This window comes from Streptomyces sp. NPDC057543, assembly GCF_042801895.1.
Taxonomy (GTDB): Bacteria; Actinomycetota; Actinomycetes; order Streptomycetales; family Streptomycetaceae; genus Streptomyces.
The window spans coordinates 14,311-27,934 of record NZ_JBHVFF010000083.1 but is presented as its reverse complement, the minus strand read 5'-3'; the positions used below and the strand labels follow the sequence as shown (position 1 = coordinate 27,934).

Sequence of the window (13,624 nt, the reverse complement as noted above, 5' to 3'; positions counted from 1 at the left end):
AACGCGGAAGGGGGTCCCCCCTGGCCCTCAAGGCCTTGGGGGAGTGCGTGCTGGGCGGCGCGACGGGGCAAAGCTTGCCGGGAGGGGCACTAGTTCCGCGCCAGTCCGAAGCGGGCGCGCAGGCCCGTGCGTTCGTCGGCCGCCACGGATGCCGCGCCGTCCGTCACCGTCTCGTACACCGCGAGGATGTCCGCACCGACCGTCGACCAGTCGAAGCGCCGCACGTGCGCGACTCCCCGCTCGCGCAGTTCCGCTCGCCGCTCCGGATCGCCGAGCAGCCGGATCGCCGCCGCCGCCAGCGCGTCCGCGTCCTCGTTGGTGAAGAGTTCGCCCGCCGCGCCCAGATCCAGGACCTGCGCGAACGCGTCCAGATCGCTGGCCAGGACCGGCGCGCCGGCCGACATCGCCTCGACCAGGATGATCCCGAAGCTCTCGCCGCCCGTATTGGGCGCGACGTACACATCGACGCTGCGCAACAGCCGCGCCTTGTCCTCGTCGCTCACCATGCCGAGGAATTCGACGCGCCCGCGCATCTCCTCGGGCAGTGAGGCGACGGCCTCCTCCTCGTCGCCCCGGCCCGCCACCAGCAGCCTGGTGTCCGGCCGTGCGGCAAGGATCGCGGGCAGCGCCCTCATCAGGACCGGCAGGCCCTTGCGGGGCTCGTCGATGCGCCCGATGAAGCCGATCGTGCCACCCTGTCGTCTCCCGCCACCGCCCTCGACCGGGCTTCGCGCCCCCTCCGACTGCCACTCGGCCTTGGGCTCGGCGCCGGCGAAGAAGCCGACATCGACCCCGTTCGGAATGACGACCGCGTCACCGCCGAGGTGCTCGACCAGGGTCCGGCGCGCGTACTCGCTCACCGCGATGCGCGCGCTGATCTTCTCCAGTGCGGGCTGCAGGATCGGATACGCGGCGATCATCGCCCGGGAACGGGGGTTGGAGGTGTGGAACGTCGCGACGATGGGGCCCTGCGCGGCCCAGCAGGCGAGCAGCCCCAGCGAGGGCGACGTCGGCTCATGAATGTGGATCACGTCGAAGGTGCCGTCGTGCAGCCAGCGGCGCACCCGGGCGGCCGAGAGGAAGCCGAAGTTCAGCCGGGCCACGGAGCCGTTGTACGGGACCGGGACGGCCCGGCCCGCGGAGACCACGTACGGCGGCAGCGGAGTCTCGTCGTCGGCGGGCGCCAGCACCGACACCTGATGCCCCAGCCGGATCAGGTGCTCGGCCAGGTCCCGGATGTGGAACTGCACGCCGCCCGGCACGTCCCAGGAGTACGGGCACACGATGCCGATCTTCACAGCCGGTCCTCCCGGTTCTCCAGGTCGGCCGACCAAAGCCGCTGCAGCATGTGCCAGTCCTCCGGATGCTCGGCGATCCCGACGGCGAAGGCATCGGCCAGCGCCTGTGTCATGGAGGACGTCTTCTCGTCACGGTTGCCTGACTCGGGTACCTCGACCGGCGGATGGATGCGGGCCTTCATCACGGGCGTCTCGTCGTACGAGAGTGTCACGGGCAGCAGGAGTGCCCCGGTCTGCTGGGCGAGCAGCGCCGGTCCAGCGGGCATGCGCGCGGTGTCCCCGAAGAACGTCACCTCGACGCCGGAGGCCGACAGGTCGCGGTCGGCGACCAGACAGACCAGGCCGCCCGCGCGCAGCCGTCGCGCCAGGGTGCCGAAGGCGGCACCGCCGCTGTGCGGCAGGACCTCCATGCCGAGCCCCTCGCGGTAGGCCACGAACCGGTCGTACAGCGTCTCGGGCTTGAGCCGCTCGGCGACCGTGGTGAAGGGCACCTCGAGATCGGTGGTGACCCAGGCGCCGGCCAGGTCCCAGTTCCCCAGGTGCGGCAGGGCCAGGATGACGCCGCGGCCGGTGTCCAGCCCGTCGGTCAGCCGGTGCGCGTCCGTCACCTCTATGGACGCCTTGATCCGCGCCGGACTCCAGGTGGGCAGCCGGAACGACTCCATCCAGTAGCGCATGTACGAGCGCATCCCGGCCTTGGAGAGCGCGGCGAGCCGGGCCGGCGACGCCCCGGGCACGACCCGCGCCAGATTCGCCTCCAGCCGCAGTACTCCCTTGCCCCGCCGCTTCCACGTCTGGTCGGCGATGGTGCGGAAGAGAGCCCGGGCGACCGGCTCGGGAAGCTTCTTCACAGCGGCCCAGCCGAACCCGTACAGCCCGTCGGTGAGCCGGTCCCGCAGGCCGGTCCGCGCGTCACCCGGTGCGCCGCTCACTGCGCGGCCCCGCTCCCCCGGTCCGCGGCGTCGGCGTCGGCCTCGGCGGCGTCGGCCTCGGCGGACTCACGGCGCACCGTCACGACTCGTTGCACGAGCGTCACCAGGCTGCCCGCGGCGACGATCCACAGCGCGATGGGCAGCAGGACCTGGATCCCGGGGACACCGAACTTGTGCAGACCGGCGAACCCGGCCGCGACCAGCGAGATCACCAGCCGCTCGGCGCGCTCCACGAGCCCGTTGACCGCGACCGGCAGCCCGATCGACTCACCACGCGCCTTCGTGTACGAGACCACCTGTCCGCTCGCCAGGCAGAAGATCGCGACCGCGCACATCACGTTGTCGTCGCCCTTGCCCGCGTACCAGAGCGCGAATCCGCCGAAGATCGCCCCGTCGGCGACCCGGTCGAGGGTCGAGTCCAGGAACGCGCCCCAGCGGCTGGAGATACCGGCCTGCCGGGCCATGTTGCCGTCGACGAGGTCGGAGAACACGAAGATCGTGATGACGATCGTGCCCCAGAAGAACTCCCCCATCGGGAAGAAGACCAGCGCACCTGCCATCACCCCGGCCGTACCGATCAGAGTGACCGCGTCGGGGCTCACGCCGAGACGGAGCAACAGTGCGGCGAACGGTGTGAGGACACGCGTAAAAAATGCACGCGCGTACTTGTTCAGCATGGCCTTCCCGAGGGTCGGTGGGCCGAGCGGCCCCTTCGGCCACCGGCTGGCCCATCGTAGTCACGCCCGCCGGACTCCACCGTCCGGGCACCCGGCGTCGCGCGGCGGCGCTCGACGTATGGACGCGACCCGGCTGGAGTGGAAAGCTCGAATTACCGCGGGCGTCGCCGTAGCCGCCGCGGCGGCTCCCCCGTGCCCGTACACCCTTCTCCCCACACCGCGCCGGCTCTTCTTCCCGCTCCGCGCCACTATCTGGGAGGCACGCATCATGGGCGACAAGGCACATGTACACACCGGGGCCGCCGGCAGGGCAGCGACGGCCGACCAGCCCTCATCGATACGTAATGTGGTGCTGGTCGGCCACAGCGGCTCCGGCAAGACCACCCTCGTCGAGGCCCTCGCCCTGACCGCGGGTGCGGTCAACCGGGCAGGCCGGGTCGAGGACGGCACGACGATCTCCGACTACGACGAGATCGAACACCGCCAGCAACGCTCCGTACAGCTCTCCCTCGTCCCCGTCGAATGGGGCGGATACAAGATCAATCTGCTGGACACCCCGGGGTACGCGGATTTCGTCGGGGAACTCAGGGCCGGTCTGCGCGCAGCGGACGCGGCCCTGTTCATCGTGTCCGCCGCCCAGGAGGCCGACGCCGTCGCGGGCGCCACCCGCGCCGTGTGGGACGAGTGCGCCGCCGTCGGCATGCCCCGCGCCATCGTCGTCACCCACCTGGACACCGCGCGCACCTCGTTCGACCGGATGACCCGGATCTGCGGCGAGATCTTCGGCGGTGACGACCCCGACGCCGTACTCCCGCTCTATCTGCCCGTCCTCGGCCCCGAGGGCCCCGACGGGCACGCCCCGCTCACCGGCCTCACCGGACTCCTCACCCAGCGGATCTTCGACTACTCCTCGGGCGAGCGGCAGGAGCACCCGCCCGCCGGCGCCCAGCAGGCCCCGCTCCAGGAGGCCCGCAACCGGCTCATCGAGGGAATCATCGCCGAGAGCGAGGACGAGACCCTGATGGACCGCTACCTCGACGGTGCCGACATCGACATCAAGACACTCATCGACGACCTGGAACGCGCCGTCGCCCGGGACGCCTTCCACCCCGTACTCACCGCGGCCCCGGCCGCCGAGGGTGCCCGCCAGGGCGTCGGCACCGTCGAGCTCCTCGACCTCATCACCGGCGGCTTCCCGACCCCGCGGGAGCATCCACTCCCCGAAGTCACCCCACTGCACGGCGCGCCCCGGCCGGTCCTCACCTGCGACCCGCAGGGCCCGCTCCTCGCGGAGGTCGTCAAGACGGCCTCCGACCCGTACGTCGGCCGCGTCTCGCTCGTACGCGTCTTCTCCGGCACCCTGCGCCCCGACGAAACCGTCCACGTCTTCGGCCACGGCCTCACCGACCCCGGCCACGAGACCCGCCCCTTCCACGAGGCGGTGGTACGCGTCGGCGCCCTCTCCGCCCCCTCCGGCAAACAGCAGCAGCCCCTCACCGCATGCATCGCCGGAGATCTGGCCTGCGTCGCCAAACTGGTCGGCGCCGAAACCGGGGACACCCTCTCCGCCAAGGACCAGCCGCTGCTGATGGACCCCTGGGCCACCCCCGACCCACTGCTGCCGCTCGCCATCCAGGCCCACAGCAAGGCCGACGAGGACAAGCTCTCCCAGGGGCTCTCCCGGCTCGTCGCCGAGGACCCGACCATGCGCCTCGAACAGAACCAGGACACCCACCAGGTGGTCCTGTGGTGCCTCGGCGAGGCCCATCAGGACGTGGCGCTCGACCGGCTGCGCAGCCACTACGGGGTCCAGGTCGACTCCATACCCCACAAGGTGCCGCTGCGCGAGACCTTCGCCGCCGCCGCGACCGGGCGCGGCCGGCATGTGAAGCAGTCCGGCGGCCACGGCCAGTACGCCATCTGCGAGATCGATGTGGAGCCGCTGCCCCCGGGTTCGGGCATCGAATTCGTCGACAAGGTGGTCGGCGGAGCGGTACCGCGCCAGTTCATCCCGTCCGTCGAGAAGGGCGTGCGCGCCCAGGCCGCGCGCGGAGTGGCGGCCGGACATCCGCTCGTCGACATACGCATCACCCTGCGGGACGGAAAGTCCCACTCCGTGGACTCCTCCGACGCCGCGTTCCAGACCGCGGGCGCCCTGGCCCTGCGCGAAGCGGCCGCGGACACCCGCATCCAGCTCCTCGAACCCGTCGCCGAGGTCCGGGTCCTGGTCCCCGACGTCTACGTCGGGCCGGTCATGAGTGATCTGTCCGGACGGCGCGGCAGAGTGATCGGAACCGAACAGTCCGGCCCCGGACGCACCCTCGTACGGGCCGAAGTGCCCGAGCTGGAGATCGGCCGGTACGCCATCGAGCTCCGCTCCCTCTCCCATGGCGCCGGTCGCTTCGACCGGGCGTACGCACGGCACGAAGCCATGCCCCCACAGCTCGCGGAACGCATCCGCGAACAGCAGCAGAACAACCCGAATGACGCGTAATCGACTCTGTCGCCCGCCCTTGTCCACAGGGGCGGGCGGCGTGTTGATCCGGACGATACGCTGTGGTCCCAGCTCAGAAGGTGTGCCGGGCACGGCAGTTGGGAAACAGCCGCAGGAGCGGTTCCATGGCGGCAAGTGGGGGCGACAGTGGCCAACGACGGATTCGATTTCTCTCCCGGAGCGCAGATCCCGCTCCAGGGCTCGGGCGGACAGGCGGTTGCGACGAACGCCCTCGCCTCCGCCGCGTACCGCGACAGCCCGGTGGAGACGATCCTTGACGCCAACAGCGAATGGCACAAGTCCGAAGTCAAAGCAGGCCGTTCCAAGCTCTTCAAGTCCGACTACTTCAAGCCCAATCTCGGCGAGGCATTCTCCCGCGCCGTCCAGGAACGCATGCTGGGCGGTGCCCGGAAGGCCCTCATCCAGTCCTTCGGGACCGACCCGCAGACCGTCGTCGAACACTGCCTGTCCGCGACCCGCCTCCGCAGGGCACGCGACACCAAACTGACCGCCGTCACGGCCCTGTTCGGCTTCCTCTTCCTGCCCGGCATGATCCTTTGGGTCATCGCCATCCGACTGCGCGACGGGCTCGGCGGCACCAAGGACAAGGCACTCGCCGCCCTGGGCAACGCCCTGCTCCCGGTCATCGGCATCGTGGCCCTGTTCTTCCTGATCAAGCTGCCGCTGACCGGATTCCTGGCGCTCTACGTACGGGCGATGATCGTCGCGCCCGTCATCGGCTGGTACATCGCCAAGCGGATCGCCGAATCCTCCGCCAAGGACATGCGCGCCCGCTGGGAAGGACTGCTCTCCGGCGGCGGCGTCATCGCCAAGATCCCCGAGGCCGTACCGAAGAACCCCAACGAGACGTCCCGCGAGGCACTGCGCCAGGGCCTGGAGAAGCTCTCCGCCGAGCAGCAGTCCAACTCGGTCTTCTACGCGGGCCCCAAGGGAATCCTCGGCATGGGAACCCGCTGGGGCAGCTGGCAGCTCGCGGAAGAACTCGTCTCCAAGGAACCCGGCAAGGAATTCCACCAGTTCCGCAGCTGGGACCTGATACGCGTCATCCACGACCAGCTCAAGGTGCTGGAGCGTGGCCCGCTGAACACCGGCGGATTCCCCACCCCGTCGGTCACCCACTGGATCGTCTCCCCCGTCGGCGAGAACGCCGACTCGGTCTCCCGACCCGACGGCGAGGACGTCGCCACCTTCCAGATCAAGCCGCACGAGATACAGCGGATCTGCAACCACCAGCAGTTCGGCGGCGGCGACCGGCACTACCTGGGCGTCCAGTTCACCCTCTGGGACGGCCAGCTGGTCATCACCATGATGATCACGGTCACGGTGCTCTACGAAACCCTGCGCATCGAAGTCACCGGACACGCACTCGGCCCGGTCCACTCGCTCTTCACCAGCAAGCCCGCGGCCAAGACCAAGACCGTCAACAAGACCGTCCGGTTCTGGGAGACCCGCGACATCACCCTCGCGCTGGTCGAACCCCGCGAAGTCGTCCGCCTCGCCCTGCGCGCACCCTTCACCTGGTACCCGCCGCTCCTCGACTACCTGGGTGGCAAGATCGCCCTGCCGGAGCCGTTCGGCCTGCGCCACGCCTGGGCCGAGAAGCCCTGGCGCCACCGCTTCATGGCCGATGACGCGATGCGCGCCGCCACCCCCGTCCTGCGCGCCGTGCACAGCGCCGCCCTGCGCGTCCTGGAGGAGAACGGGGTGGATACCGAACGCTTCGACAACCGCTCGATGATATTGAGCGGCCTGGTCCAGGACCCGACCCCGCGCAAGGCCGACCTGTACGACGCATAGACAGCGAAAGGCCGTCCCGGCGAAAAGGCGAAGACCGGGGCGGCCCCTTCGAAGCAACAGCCGGGATCAGCCCACCGGCCAGGCGTCGGCCAGCATCTTGCGCGTATCGGCGAGCAGTTGCGGCAGCACCTTCGTGTGCCCGACCACCGGCATGAAGTTGGTGTCACCACCCCAGCGCGGCACCAGGTGCTGGTGCAAGTGGGCCGCGATACCGGCTCCCGCCACGGCCCCCTGGTTCATACCGATATTGAACCCGTGCGCCCCCGACGCCGTCCGCAGAGCCACCATCGCCCGCTTGGTGAAGTCGGCGAGCTCCAGCGTCTCCGGACCGTCCAGCTCCGTGTAGTCCGCGACATGCCGGTACGGCACCACCATCAGATGACCACCGTTGTACGGGTACAGATTCAGCACGGCATAGACATGCTTGCCGCGCGCCACGACAAGCCCGTCCTCGTCCGACTGCGACGGAATCGAGCAGAACGGACAGCCATCGCCGGCCTCCGGACCGGACGGCTTGTTCTCGCCCTGGATGTACGCCATCCGGTGGGGCGTCCACAGGCGCTGGAACGCGTCGGGCGTCCCGACTCCGATCTGCTGCTCCGGCTCACTCGTCATGCCGATCAGCATATTGCTTCGCTCCCGGGCAGCGTGTCGCCGGGGCCGCACCCTGCGGCGCCCGGCGATGCTGAGGCGGTGATCGACCAGCCCGCGGACTCCACCCCTCCTCGATTCAGGCGTTGGGAGCAGCGCACGGAGGTGCCCCTCTTCGGCGCCTCGCTGCTCTTCCTGCTCGGTTACGCGGTCCGCGTGCTCGCCCCGCACGACGCCCGGCCCTGGCGCGAGGTCGCCCTCGCACTGGTCTGCGCGACCTGGCTGGTCTTCGCCGCGGACTACGCGGTACGGCTCCGTCTCAGCGGCCTCGGTCACCGATTCGTCCGTGTGCACTGGCTGGACACGGTGGTCCTGCTGCTTCCCCTGCTGCGGCCGCTGCGCCTGATCCGGCTCTACATGGCGGTCCAGCAGCGCAGGGCGCAGCCACGGCTGAGCCTGTACGCGCGCGTGATCGCCTACGCCGGCGTGAGCGCCCTGCTGCTCGGCTTCTCCGCCGCGCTCGCCGTGTACCACCAGGAACACACCGCGAAGGGTGCCTCGATCCGCACGTTCGGCGACGCGGTGTGGTGGGCCTGCGAGACGCTCACGACGGTGGGGTACGGGGACACGGTGCCGGTCACCCCGAGCGGCCGGGTCGTGGCATCGGGCCTGATGGCCTGCGGGCTGGCGCTGCTCGGGGCGGTGACGGGTTCGTTCTCGTCGTGGCTGCTGCAGGTCTTCCGGCGGGAGGACGAGAAGAGACCCCCGGAGGGCGGGTAGCTCTCCGGGGGTCTCCCACTACGTACCCGTCACGTACCCGTCAGACCTGGACGCGGTCCTCGACGGCCTTCTGGATCTTGGCGATGGCGTCCTCGACGGGGATGCCGTTCTCCTGCGATCCGTCGCGGTAGCGGAAGGAGACGGCGCCGTTGGCCATGTCCTCGTCGCCCGCGATGATCATGAAGGGCACCTTGGCCTTCTGCTGGTTCCGGATCTTCTTCTGCATCCGGTCGGACGAGGCGTCCACCTCGACCCGCAGCCCCTTCTTCCTCGCCTTGGCCGCGAACTCCTGGAGGTACGGGATGTGCGCGTCGCCGATCGGGATGCCGACCGCCTGGACCGGGGCCAGCCACACCGGGAACGCGCCCGCGTAGTGCTCCAGCAGCACGGCGAAGAAGCGCTCGATGGAACCGAACAGGGCACGGTGGATCATGACCGGGCGCTGCTTGGCACCGTCCGGGCCGGTGTACTCCAGGTTGAAGCGCTCCGGCAGGTTGAAGTCGAGCTGGACGGTCGACATCTGCCAGGTACGGCCGATGGCGTCGCGCGCCTGCACGGAGATCTTCGGGCCGTAGAACGCGGCGCCGCCCGGGTCCGGGACCAGCGGCAGGCCCTGCTTCTCGGCGACCTGGCGCAGCGTCTCGGTGGCCTCTTCCCACACCTCGTCGGAGCCGACGAACTTGACCGGGTCCTTGGTGGAGAGCTCCAGGTAGAAGTCGGTCAGACCGTAGTCGCGGAGCAGGTTCAGGACGAAGGTGAGCGTCTTGTCGAGCTCCTCCGCCATCTGCTCCTTGGTGCAGTAGATGTGCGCGTCGTCCTGCGTGAAGCCGCGGGCCCGGGTGAGGCCGTGCACGACGCCGGACTTCTCGTACCGGTACACCGTGCCGAACTCGAAGAGGCGCAGCGGCAGTTCACGGTACGAACGCCCGCGCGCGTCGAAGATCAGGTTGTGCATCGGGCAGTTCATGGGCTTGAGGTAGTAGTCCACGCCCTCGTCGAGCTGCATGGGCGGGTACATGCCTTCGGAGTACCAGTCCAGGTGGCCGGACTTCTCGAAGAGCTTGCCCTTGGTGGCGTGCGGCGAGTAGACGAACTCGTAGCCCTCCTCCTCGTGCCGCCGGCGCGAGTAGTCCTCCATGGTGCGGCGGATGATGCCGCCCTTGGGGTGGAAGACCGCGAGACCGGAGCCGATCTCGTCCGGGAAGGAGAAGAGGTCCAATTCGTTGCCGAGCTTGCGGTGATCGCGCTTGGCGGCTTCCTCCAGGAATTCCAGGTGCGCCTTCAGCTGGTCCTTGGTGGGCCAGGCCGTCCCGTAGATCCGCTGGAGCATGGGGTTCTTCTCGCTGCCCCGCCAGTAAGCCGCGGCGTTCCTCATCAGCTTGAACGCCGGGATGAACCGGGTGGTGGGCAGGTGCGGGCCGCGGCAGAGGTCCTTCCAGCACAGCTCGCCGGTCTTCGGGTCGAGGTTGTCGTAGATGGTCAGCTCGCCGCCGCCCACCTCGACATCCGCGCCGTCGCCGGCGTTCTCGACGGAGTCGGAGCCCTTGATGCCGATGAGCTCCAGCTTGTACGGCTCGTCCGCCAGCTCCTCGCGCGCGGCCTCGTCCGTCACGACCCGGCGGGAGAACCTCTGCCCGCGCTTCTGGATCTCCTGCATCTTCTTCTCGATGGCTTTGAGGTCCTCGGGAGTGAACGGCTTCTCGACGTCGAAGTCGTAGTAGAAGCCGTCCTTGACCGGCGGGCCGATGCCCAGCTTGGCCTCGGGGAAGAGCTGCTGAACGGCCTGCGCCATGACGTGCGCGGTGGAGTGCCGGAGGATGTTCAGGCCGTCCTCGGAGGAGATCTCGACGGGCTCGACGACCTCGCCGTCGGCGACGGCGTACGCGAGGTCCTTCAGCTCACCGGCGACCCGGGCGGCGACAACGGTGCGCTCGCCGGGGAAGAGCTCGGCTGCCGTAGTGCCCGTCGTCACCACGCGCTCTTCCCGCTCGGAATCGCGTTGGATGATCACACGGACGTCTGACACCGGTCTCTCCTGACTCAGGGGGTACGCACGCATGCGTGGTGCGCGTGCGATACGAATCGTACCGAGCCGCGGGCCCCCTCTGCGAAACGGTGGAGCCACGAAGGCCCCCGGCTCGCCCGCTACGCCCCTGCCGGCCGGGCTTGTACTGCCCTGTCCGCCACGCACGCCACCCCTATTCGCCCGTGCACGCCTCCTCGAAATAGTCGACGTTCTCCTGGAGCGACTTCATCAGCCGGTCCCGTTCCGCCTCGTCCACCTGCACGGGCACCACCTGCGCGGTCCGGGTCAGCCGCCGGAAACCGCCGCGGCTCTCCAGCCTGCCCTCCACCCTGATCGGCAGCCCCACCAGGTGGGCGTGGCCGGCGATCCGGTACGCCTCCTCGTCCAGTTCCAGCCGTACGTGCGCCACCTCGGCGCCGGCCAGCACCCGCAGCCGTACGATTCCGGCGCCCCGCGGTCCCGAGCGGCGCAGCCGGACGACGGCGCCGGTGATCCGTACGGGAACGGCGGGCTCGTCCCGGAGGTAGCGGGCCCCCGCCCGGCGCAGGGCGGGCAGGTCGCCCGGGGAGAATTCCACCGGCTCGGGCCGGGCCGGGCAGCCCTCGGGGATCCCGGCAGCGGGCGCCCACTGAAGGGCGATCCCGGCCCCTTCCGAGCCCTGGACCAGCGCGATGAGGGCCTCGGTGAGTTCCCGGCCGGCTCCTGCCTCGACGGCGGTGTCGAAGGCTTCGAAGCCGCCGGTGGCCCGCTGGTAGTCCACGGCGTCGCGGGTGGCGTGCAGGGCGTGGTAGAGCCGTACGGCGACGGGTCGGCCCGGTTCGACGGGGACGAACGCGGCGAGATCTCGGCCGCCGGGCGCGGGCCCGACGAGGATGCCGTCGAGGGCCGCCCGGGCCCTGCGGCGGTGGCGTGCGCCGTGGTAGCCGGCGCGTGCCCGGACGGCGAGGGCCCCGGCGAGCAGGATCTGCCGGGCGGCCCTGTGCAGTTGCTCCGCCCCCGTCCAGCCTGCCGCCCCGGCCGCTCCCCCGACGGGTTCGGGGACCTCGCGCCACCACCGGATCTCGTCGCTGGGCACCGCGAGGGAGACCAGGACCTCGCGGGCGGAGGGTGCGGCGCTGCGGGCGAGGGCGGTCAGCGCCTCGCCGAGGAGGTCCTCGCTGTCGGGGAAGGCGGTGGTGTCAGGAACGAGGAGGCTCGTACCGCCACCGGGCGGGGCCGGTGGGGTCCAGCGGCTGTACCGTCCGGCCGCTCCGCCGCGGCGGAGCCAGCCGTGCCGGTCGAGCAGGGCGGCGAGGACCCCGGGGTCGACCCGGGCGGGGTCGGGGATGTCCCCGGCCGGCCGGGGAGCGGGGGACCGCACTCCCGCGGATTCGTTCGGGTGCGGGCGCATGGCTGACGGGATCACTTCGTTGACGGAGTCGGCGGAGTCGGCGGACTCGTCCATCGGCCGGTGCATCAGGGTCTCCCTCCCGCCCCTACGCGGGTCATGATCTCGCAGAGCGCCCGGTCGTCGAAGATGCGCGAAGTCGGGATCCGCACGGTGGTCCGGTGCCGGCCCGTGACCGCGTGACCGGCCAGGTTGGTCCAGTAGCAGCAGTGCCGCAGGTCGAGCCGGTCGTGTCCGGCACGCAGCCACTCGTCCTGGCTGCGCGGCACGATCATCACGACGAGGATCTTGTGCACCGACACGGGGGTCCGGGCGAGTTTCACGAGATGTGCGTTGTCGAGTGTGAAGGAGAACGTCGGTCCCGGCGGGTGCGGCGGGATCTGGTAGGTGCATTTGAGCTGCACCTTTATGGTCACTTCGTCGTCCACGGCATGGCCGGGGGCGCCATGGCTGACGTGCCAGTCGATGCCGTTGTCGGGGAAGGGCTGCGACAGGGAACACCCCGCCGCGGCCGCGACCGCGTGCAAGTAGCCCACCTGGAGCGTCTCCATGCAGGCGGTGGTGGCGAGTGTGCCGCGCAGCGGTGCGATCCGCTGGGGCAGCAGCCCGCTCGGTTCGGGCTGCGCGAGCGCCATGGCTGCGTGGGCCTTCCGGGCTGTGCCGATCGGTTCTTCGACGGAGGGATCTCGATGACGGGGTGACGGACAACCTCCGTTCCCCCCACCTGTGTTGTCACCGCACGGAACGGCGCGCAAACGGCGTATCAGGCAAAGGGTGCGGGTATCACCGGACCGGGCAGGGGAATCACGCCATCTGCCGTTCGGGCACGAGGAGTTCGGGGATGACTCACTGGTACGAAGGGCCACTGGCCGCATTTGACACCGAGACAACGGGAGTGGACGTCGAGGAGGACCGGATCGTTTCGGCCGCCCTGGTCGTCCAGGACACGGCAGGCGGGCGGACGCGGGTCACCCGCTGGCTGGTGAATCCGGGGGTTCCGGTGCCCGTGGCGGCGACCGCGATCCACGGTCTGACCGACGACCATCTTCAGCGCAACGGCCGTTGGCCCGCGCCGGTGGTGGAGGAGATAGCCCGTGCGCTCGCCGAGCAGTGCACGTCCGGCCGGCCGCTCGTCGTGATGAACGCACCGTTCGATCTGACCCTGCTGGACCGGGAGTTGAGGCGCCACCGGGCGTCGTCACTTGCCCGGTACCTGCAGAACACACCGCTGTGCGTACTGGATCCGCGCGTGCTCGACAAGCATCTGGACCGCTACCGCAAGGGGCGGCGGACCCTCACCGATCTCTGCGAGCTGTACGGGGTGGTGCTGGACGGCGCGCACGACGCGGCGGCCGATGCGGCGGCCTCCCTGGAGCTGGTACGGGCGGTGGGGCGGCGGTTCTCGTCCCGCCTGGAGCGGCTGTCACCGCCGGAGCTGCACACGTTGCAGGCCGTGTGGCATGCGGCACAGGCGCGTGGGCTGCAGGCGTGGTTCGCGAAGAACGGCACGGTCGAAGCGGTGGACCCCGCGTGGCCGTTGCGCCCGGAGCTGCCCGCCGCGGCGTGATCGGACGGGTCGGGCCGACGGACACCGGCACGGCTGCCGCACCTGGACATGCAG

The 13,624-nt window shown here is 70.2% G+C and carries 11 protein-coding genes; 4 read left to right on the top strand and 7 right to left on the bottom strand.

The window, feature by feature from the left end; translation table 11 throughout:
• Window positions 1-89: 89 nt before the first annotated feature.
• Genes ACFU8Q_RS16655 through pgsA form a run of 3 tightly spaced genes read right to left on the bottom strand, consistent with a single transcriptional unit; the run spans window position 90 to window position 2,907 of the window.
• Entirely contained in the window at window positions 90-1,298 is a 1,209-nt protein-coding gene (locus ACFU8Q_RS16655; protein ID WP_384453758.1) for a glycosyltransferase family 4 protein, read from the bottom strand.
• Window positions 1,295-2,230, bottom strand: a complete 936-nt coding sequence (locus ACFU8Q_RS16650) for a phosphatidylinositol mannoside acyltransferase (protein ID WP_384453755.1) — start codon at window positions 2,228-2,230, stop codon at window positions 1,295-1,297. Before ACFU8Q_RS16650 ends, ACFU8Q_RS16655 begins: the two co-directional genes overlap by 4 nt.
• On the bottom strand, window positions 2,227-2,907 hold the full coding sequence (gene pgsA, locus ACFU8Q_RS16645; RefSeq protein WP_384453752.1) for a phosphatidylinositol phosphate synthase: 681 nt from the start codon (window positions 2,905-2,907) through the stop codon (window positions 2,227-2,229). The genes ACFU8Q_RS16650 and pgsA overlap by 4 nt, the downstream gene beginning before the upstream one ends.
• Before the next feature lie 268 nt (window positions 2,908-3,175).
• Between pgsA and ACFU8Q_RS16640 the strand changes: the two genes are divergently transcribed.
• Both ACFU8Q_RS16640 and ACFU8Q_RS16635 read left to right on the top strand, forming a co-directional pair.
• Window positions 3,176-5,401 carry an elongation factor G-like protein EF-G2 gene (locus tag ACFU8Q_RS16640; RefSeq protein WP_384453769.1) on the top strand — a complete coding sequence of 742 codons (2,226 nt, stop codon included), beginning with the start codon at window positions 3,176-3,178 and terminating at the stop codon, window positions 5,399-5,401.
• 147 nt (window positions 5,402-5,548) lie between these two features.
• Window positions 5,549-7,219, top strand: a complete 1,671-nt coding sequence (locus ACFU8Q_RS16635) for a hypothetical protein (protein WP_384453766.1) — start codon at window positions 5,549-5,551, stop codon at window positions 7,217-7,219.
• A 66-nt stretch (window positions 7,220-7,285) separates the two neighbouring features.
• On the opposite strand, the gene ACFU8Q_RS16630 is transcribed toward ACFU8Q_RS16635, so the two are convergent.
• On the bottom strand, window positions 7,286-7,846 hold the full coding sequence (locus tag ACFU8Q_RS16630; RefSeq protein ID WP_384453749.1) for an HIT family protein: 561 nt from the start codon (window positions 7,844-7,846) through the stop codon (window positions 7,286-7,288).
• Between the two features lie 66 nt (window positions 7,847-7,912).
• On the opposite strand from ACFU8Q_RS16630, the gene ACFU8Q_RS16625 reads away from it, so the two are divergent.
• Window positions 7,913-8,590: a potassium channel family protein gene (locus ACFU8Q_RS16625; RefSeq protein WP_384453746.1), complete on the top strand. Its 678-nt coding sequence runs from the start codon at window positions 7,913-7,915 to the stop codon at window positions 8,588-8,590.
• Window positions 8,591-8,630: 40 nt separating this feature from the next.
• Here the strand turns inward: ACFU8Q_RS16625 and thrS are convergent, their stop codons facing one another.
• From thrS to ACFU8Q_RS16610, 3 genes are all read right to left on the bottom strand, one after another.
• Window positions 8,631-10,616, bottom strand: a complete 1,986-nt coding sequence (gene thrS, locus ACFU8Q_RS16620; RefSeq protein WP_383753500.1) for a threonine--tRNA ligase — start codon at window positions 10,614-10,616, stop codon at window positions 8,631-8,633.
• A gap of 172 nt (window positions 10,617-10,788) precedes the next feature.
• Window positions 10,789-12,072 carry a hypothetical protein gene (locus tag ACFU8Q_RS16615; RefSeq protein WP_384453743.1) on the bottom strand — a complete coding sequence of 428 codons (1,284 nt, stop codon included), beginning with the start codon at window positions 12,070-12,072 and terminating at the stop codon, window positions 10,789-10,791.
• Window positions 12,072-12,638, bottom strand: coding sequence for a DUF4365 domain-containing protein (locus ACFU8Q_RS16610; protein WP_384453740.1), 567 nt, complete (start codon window positions 12,636-12,638; stop codon window positions 12,072-12,074). Before ACFU8Q_RS16610 ends, ACFU8Q_RS16615 begins: the two co-directional genes overlap by 1 nt.
• A 206-nt stretch (window positions 12,639-12,844) precedes the next feature.
• Here ACFU8Q_RS16610 and ACFU8Q_RS16605 point away from each other — a divergent pair, with 206 nt between their 5' ends.
• Complete coding sequence (locus ACFU8Q_RS16605; RefSeq protein WP_384453737.1) at window positions 12,845-13,570, top strand: 3'-5' exonuclease; 726 nt, start codon at window positions 12,845-12,847, stop codon at window positions 13,568-13,570.
• Window positions 13,571-13,624 lie beyond the last annotated feature (54 nt).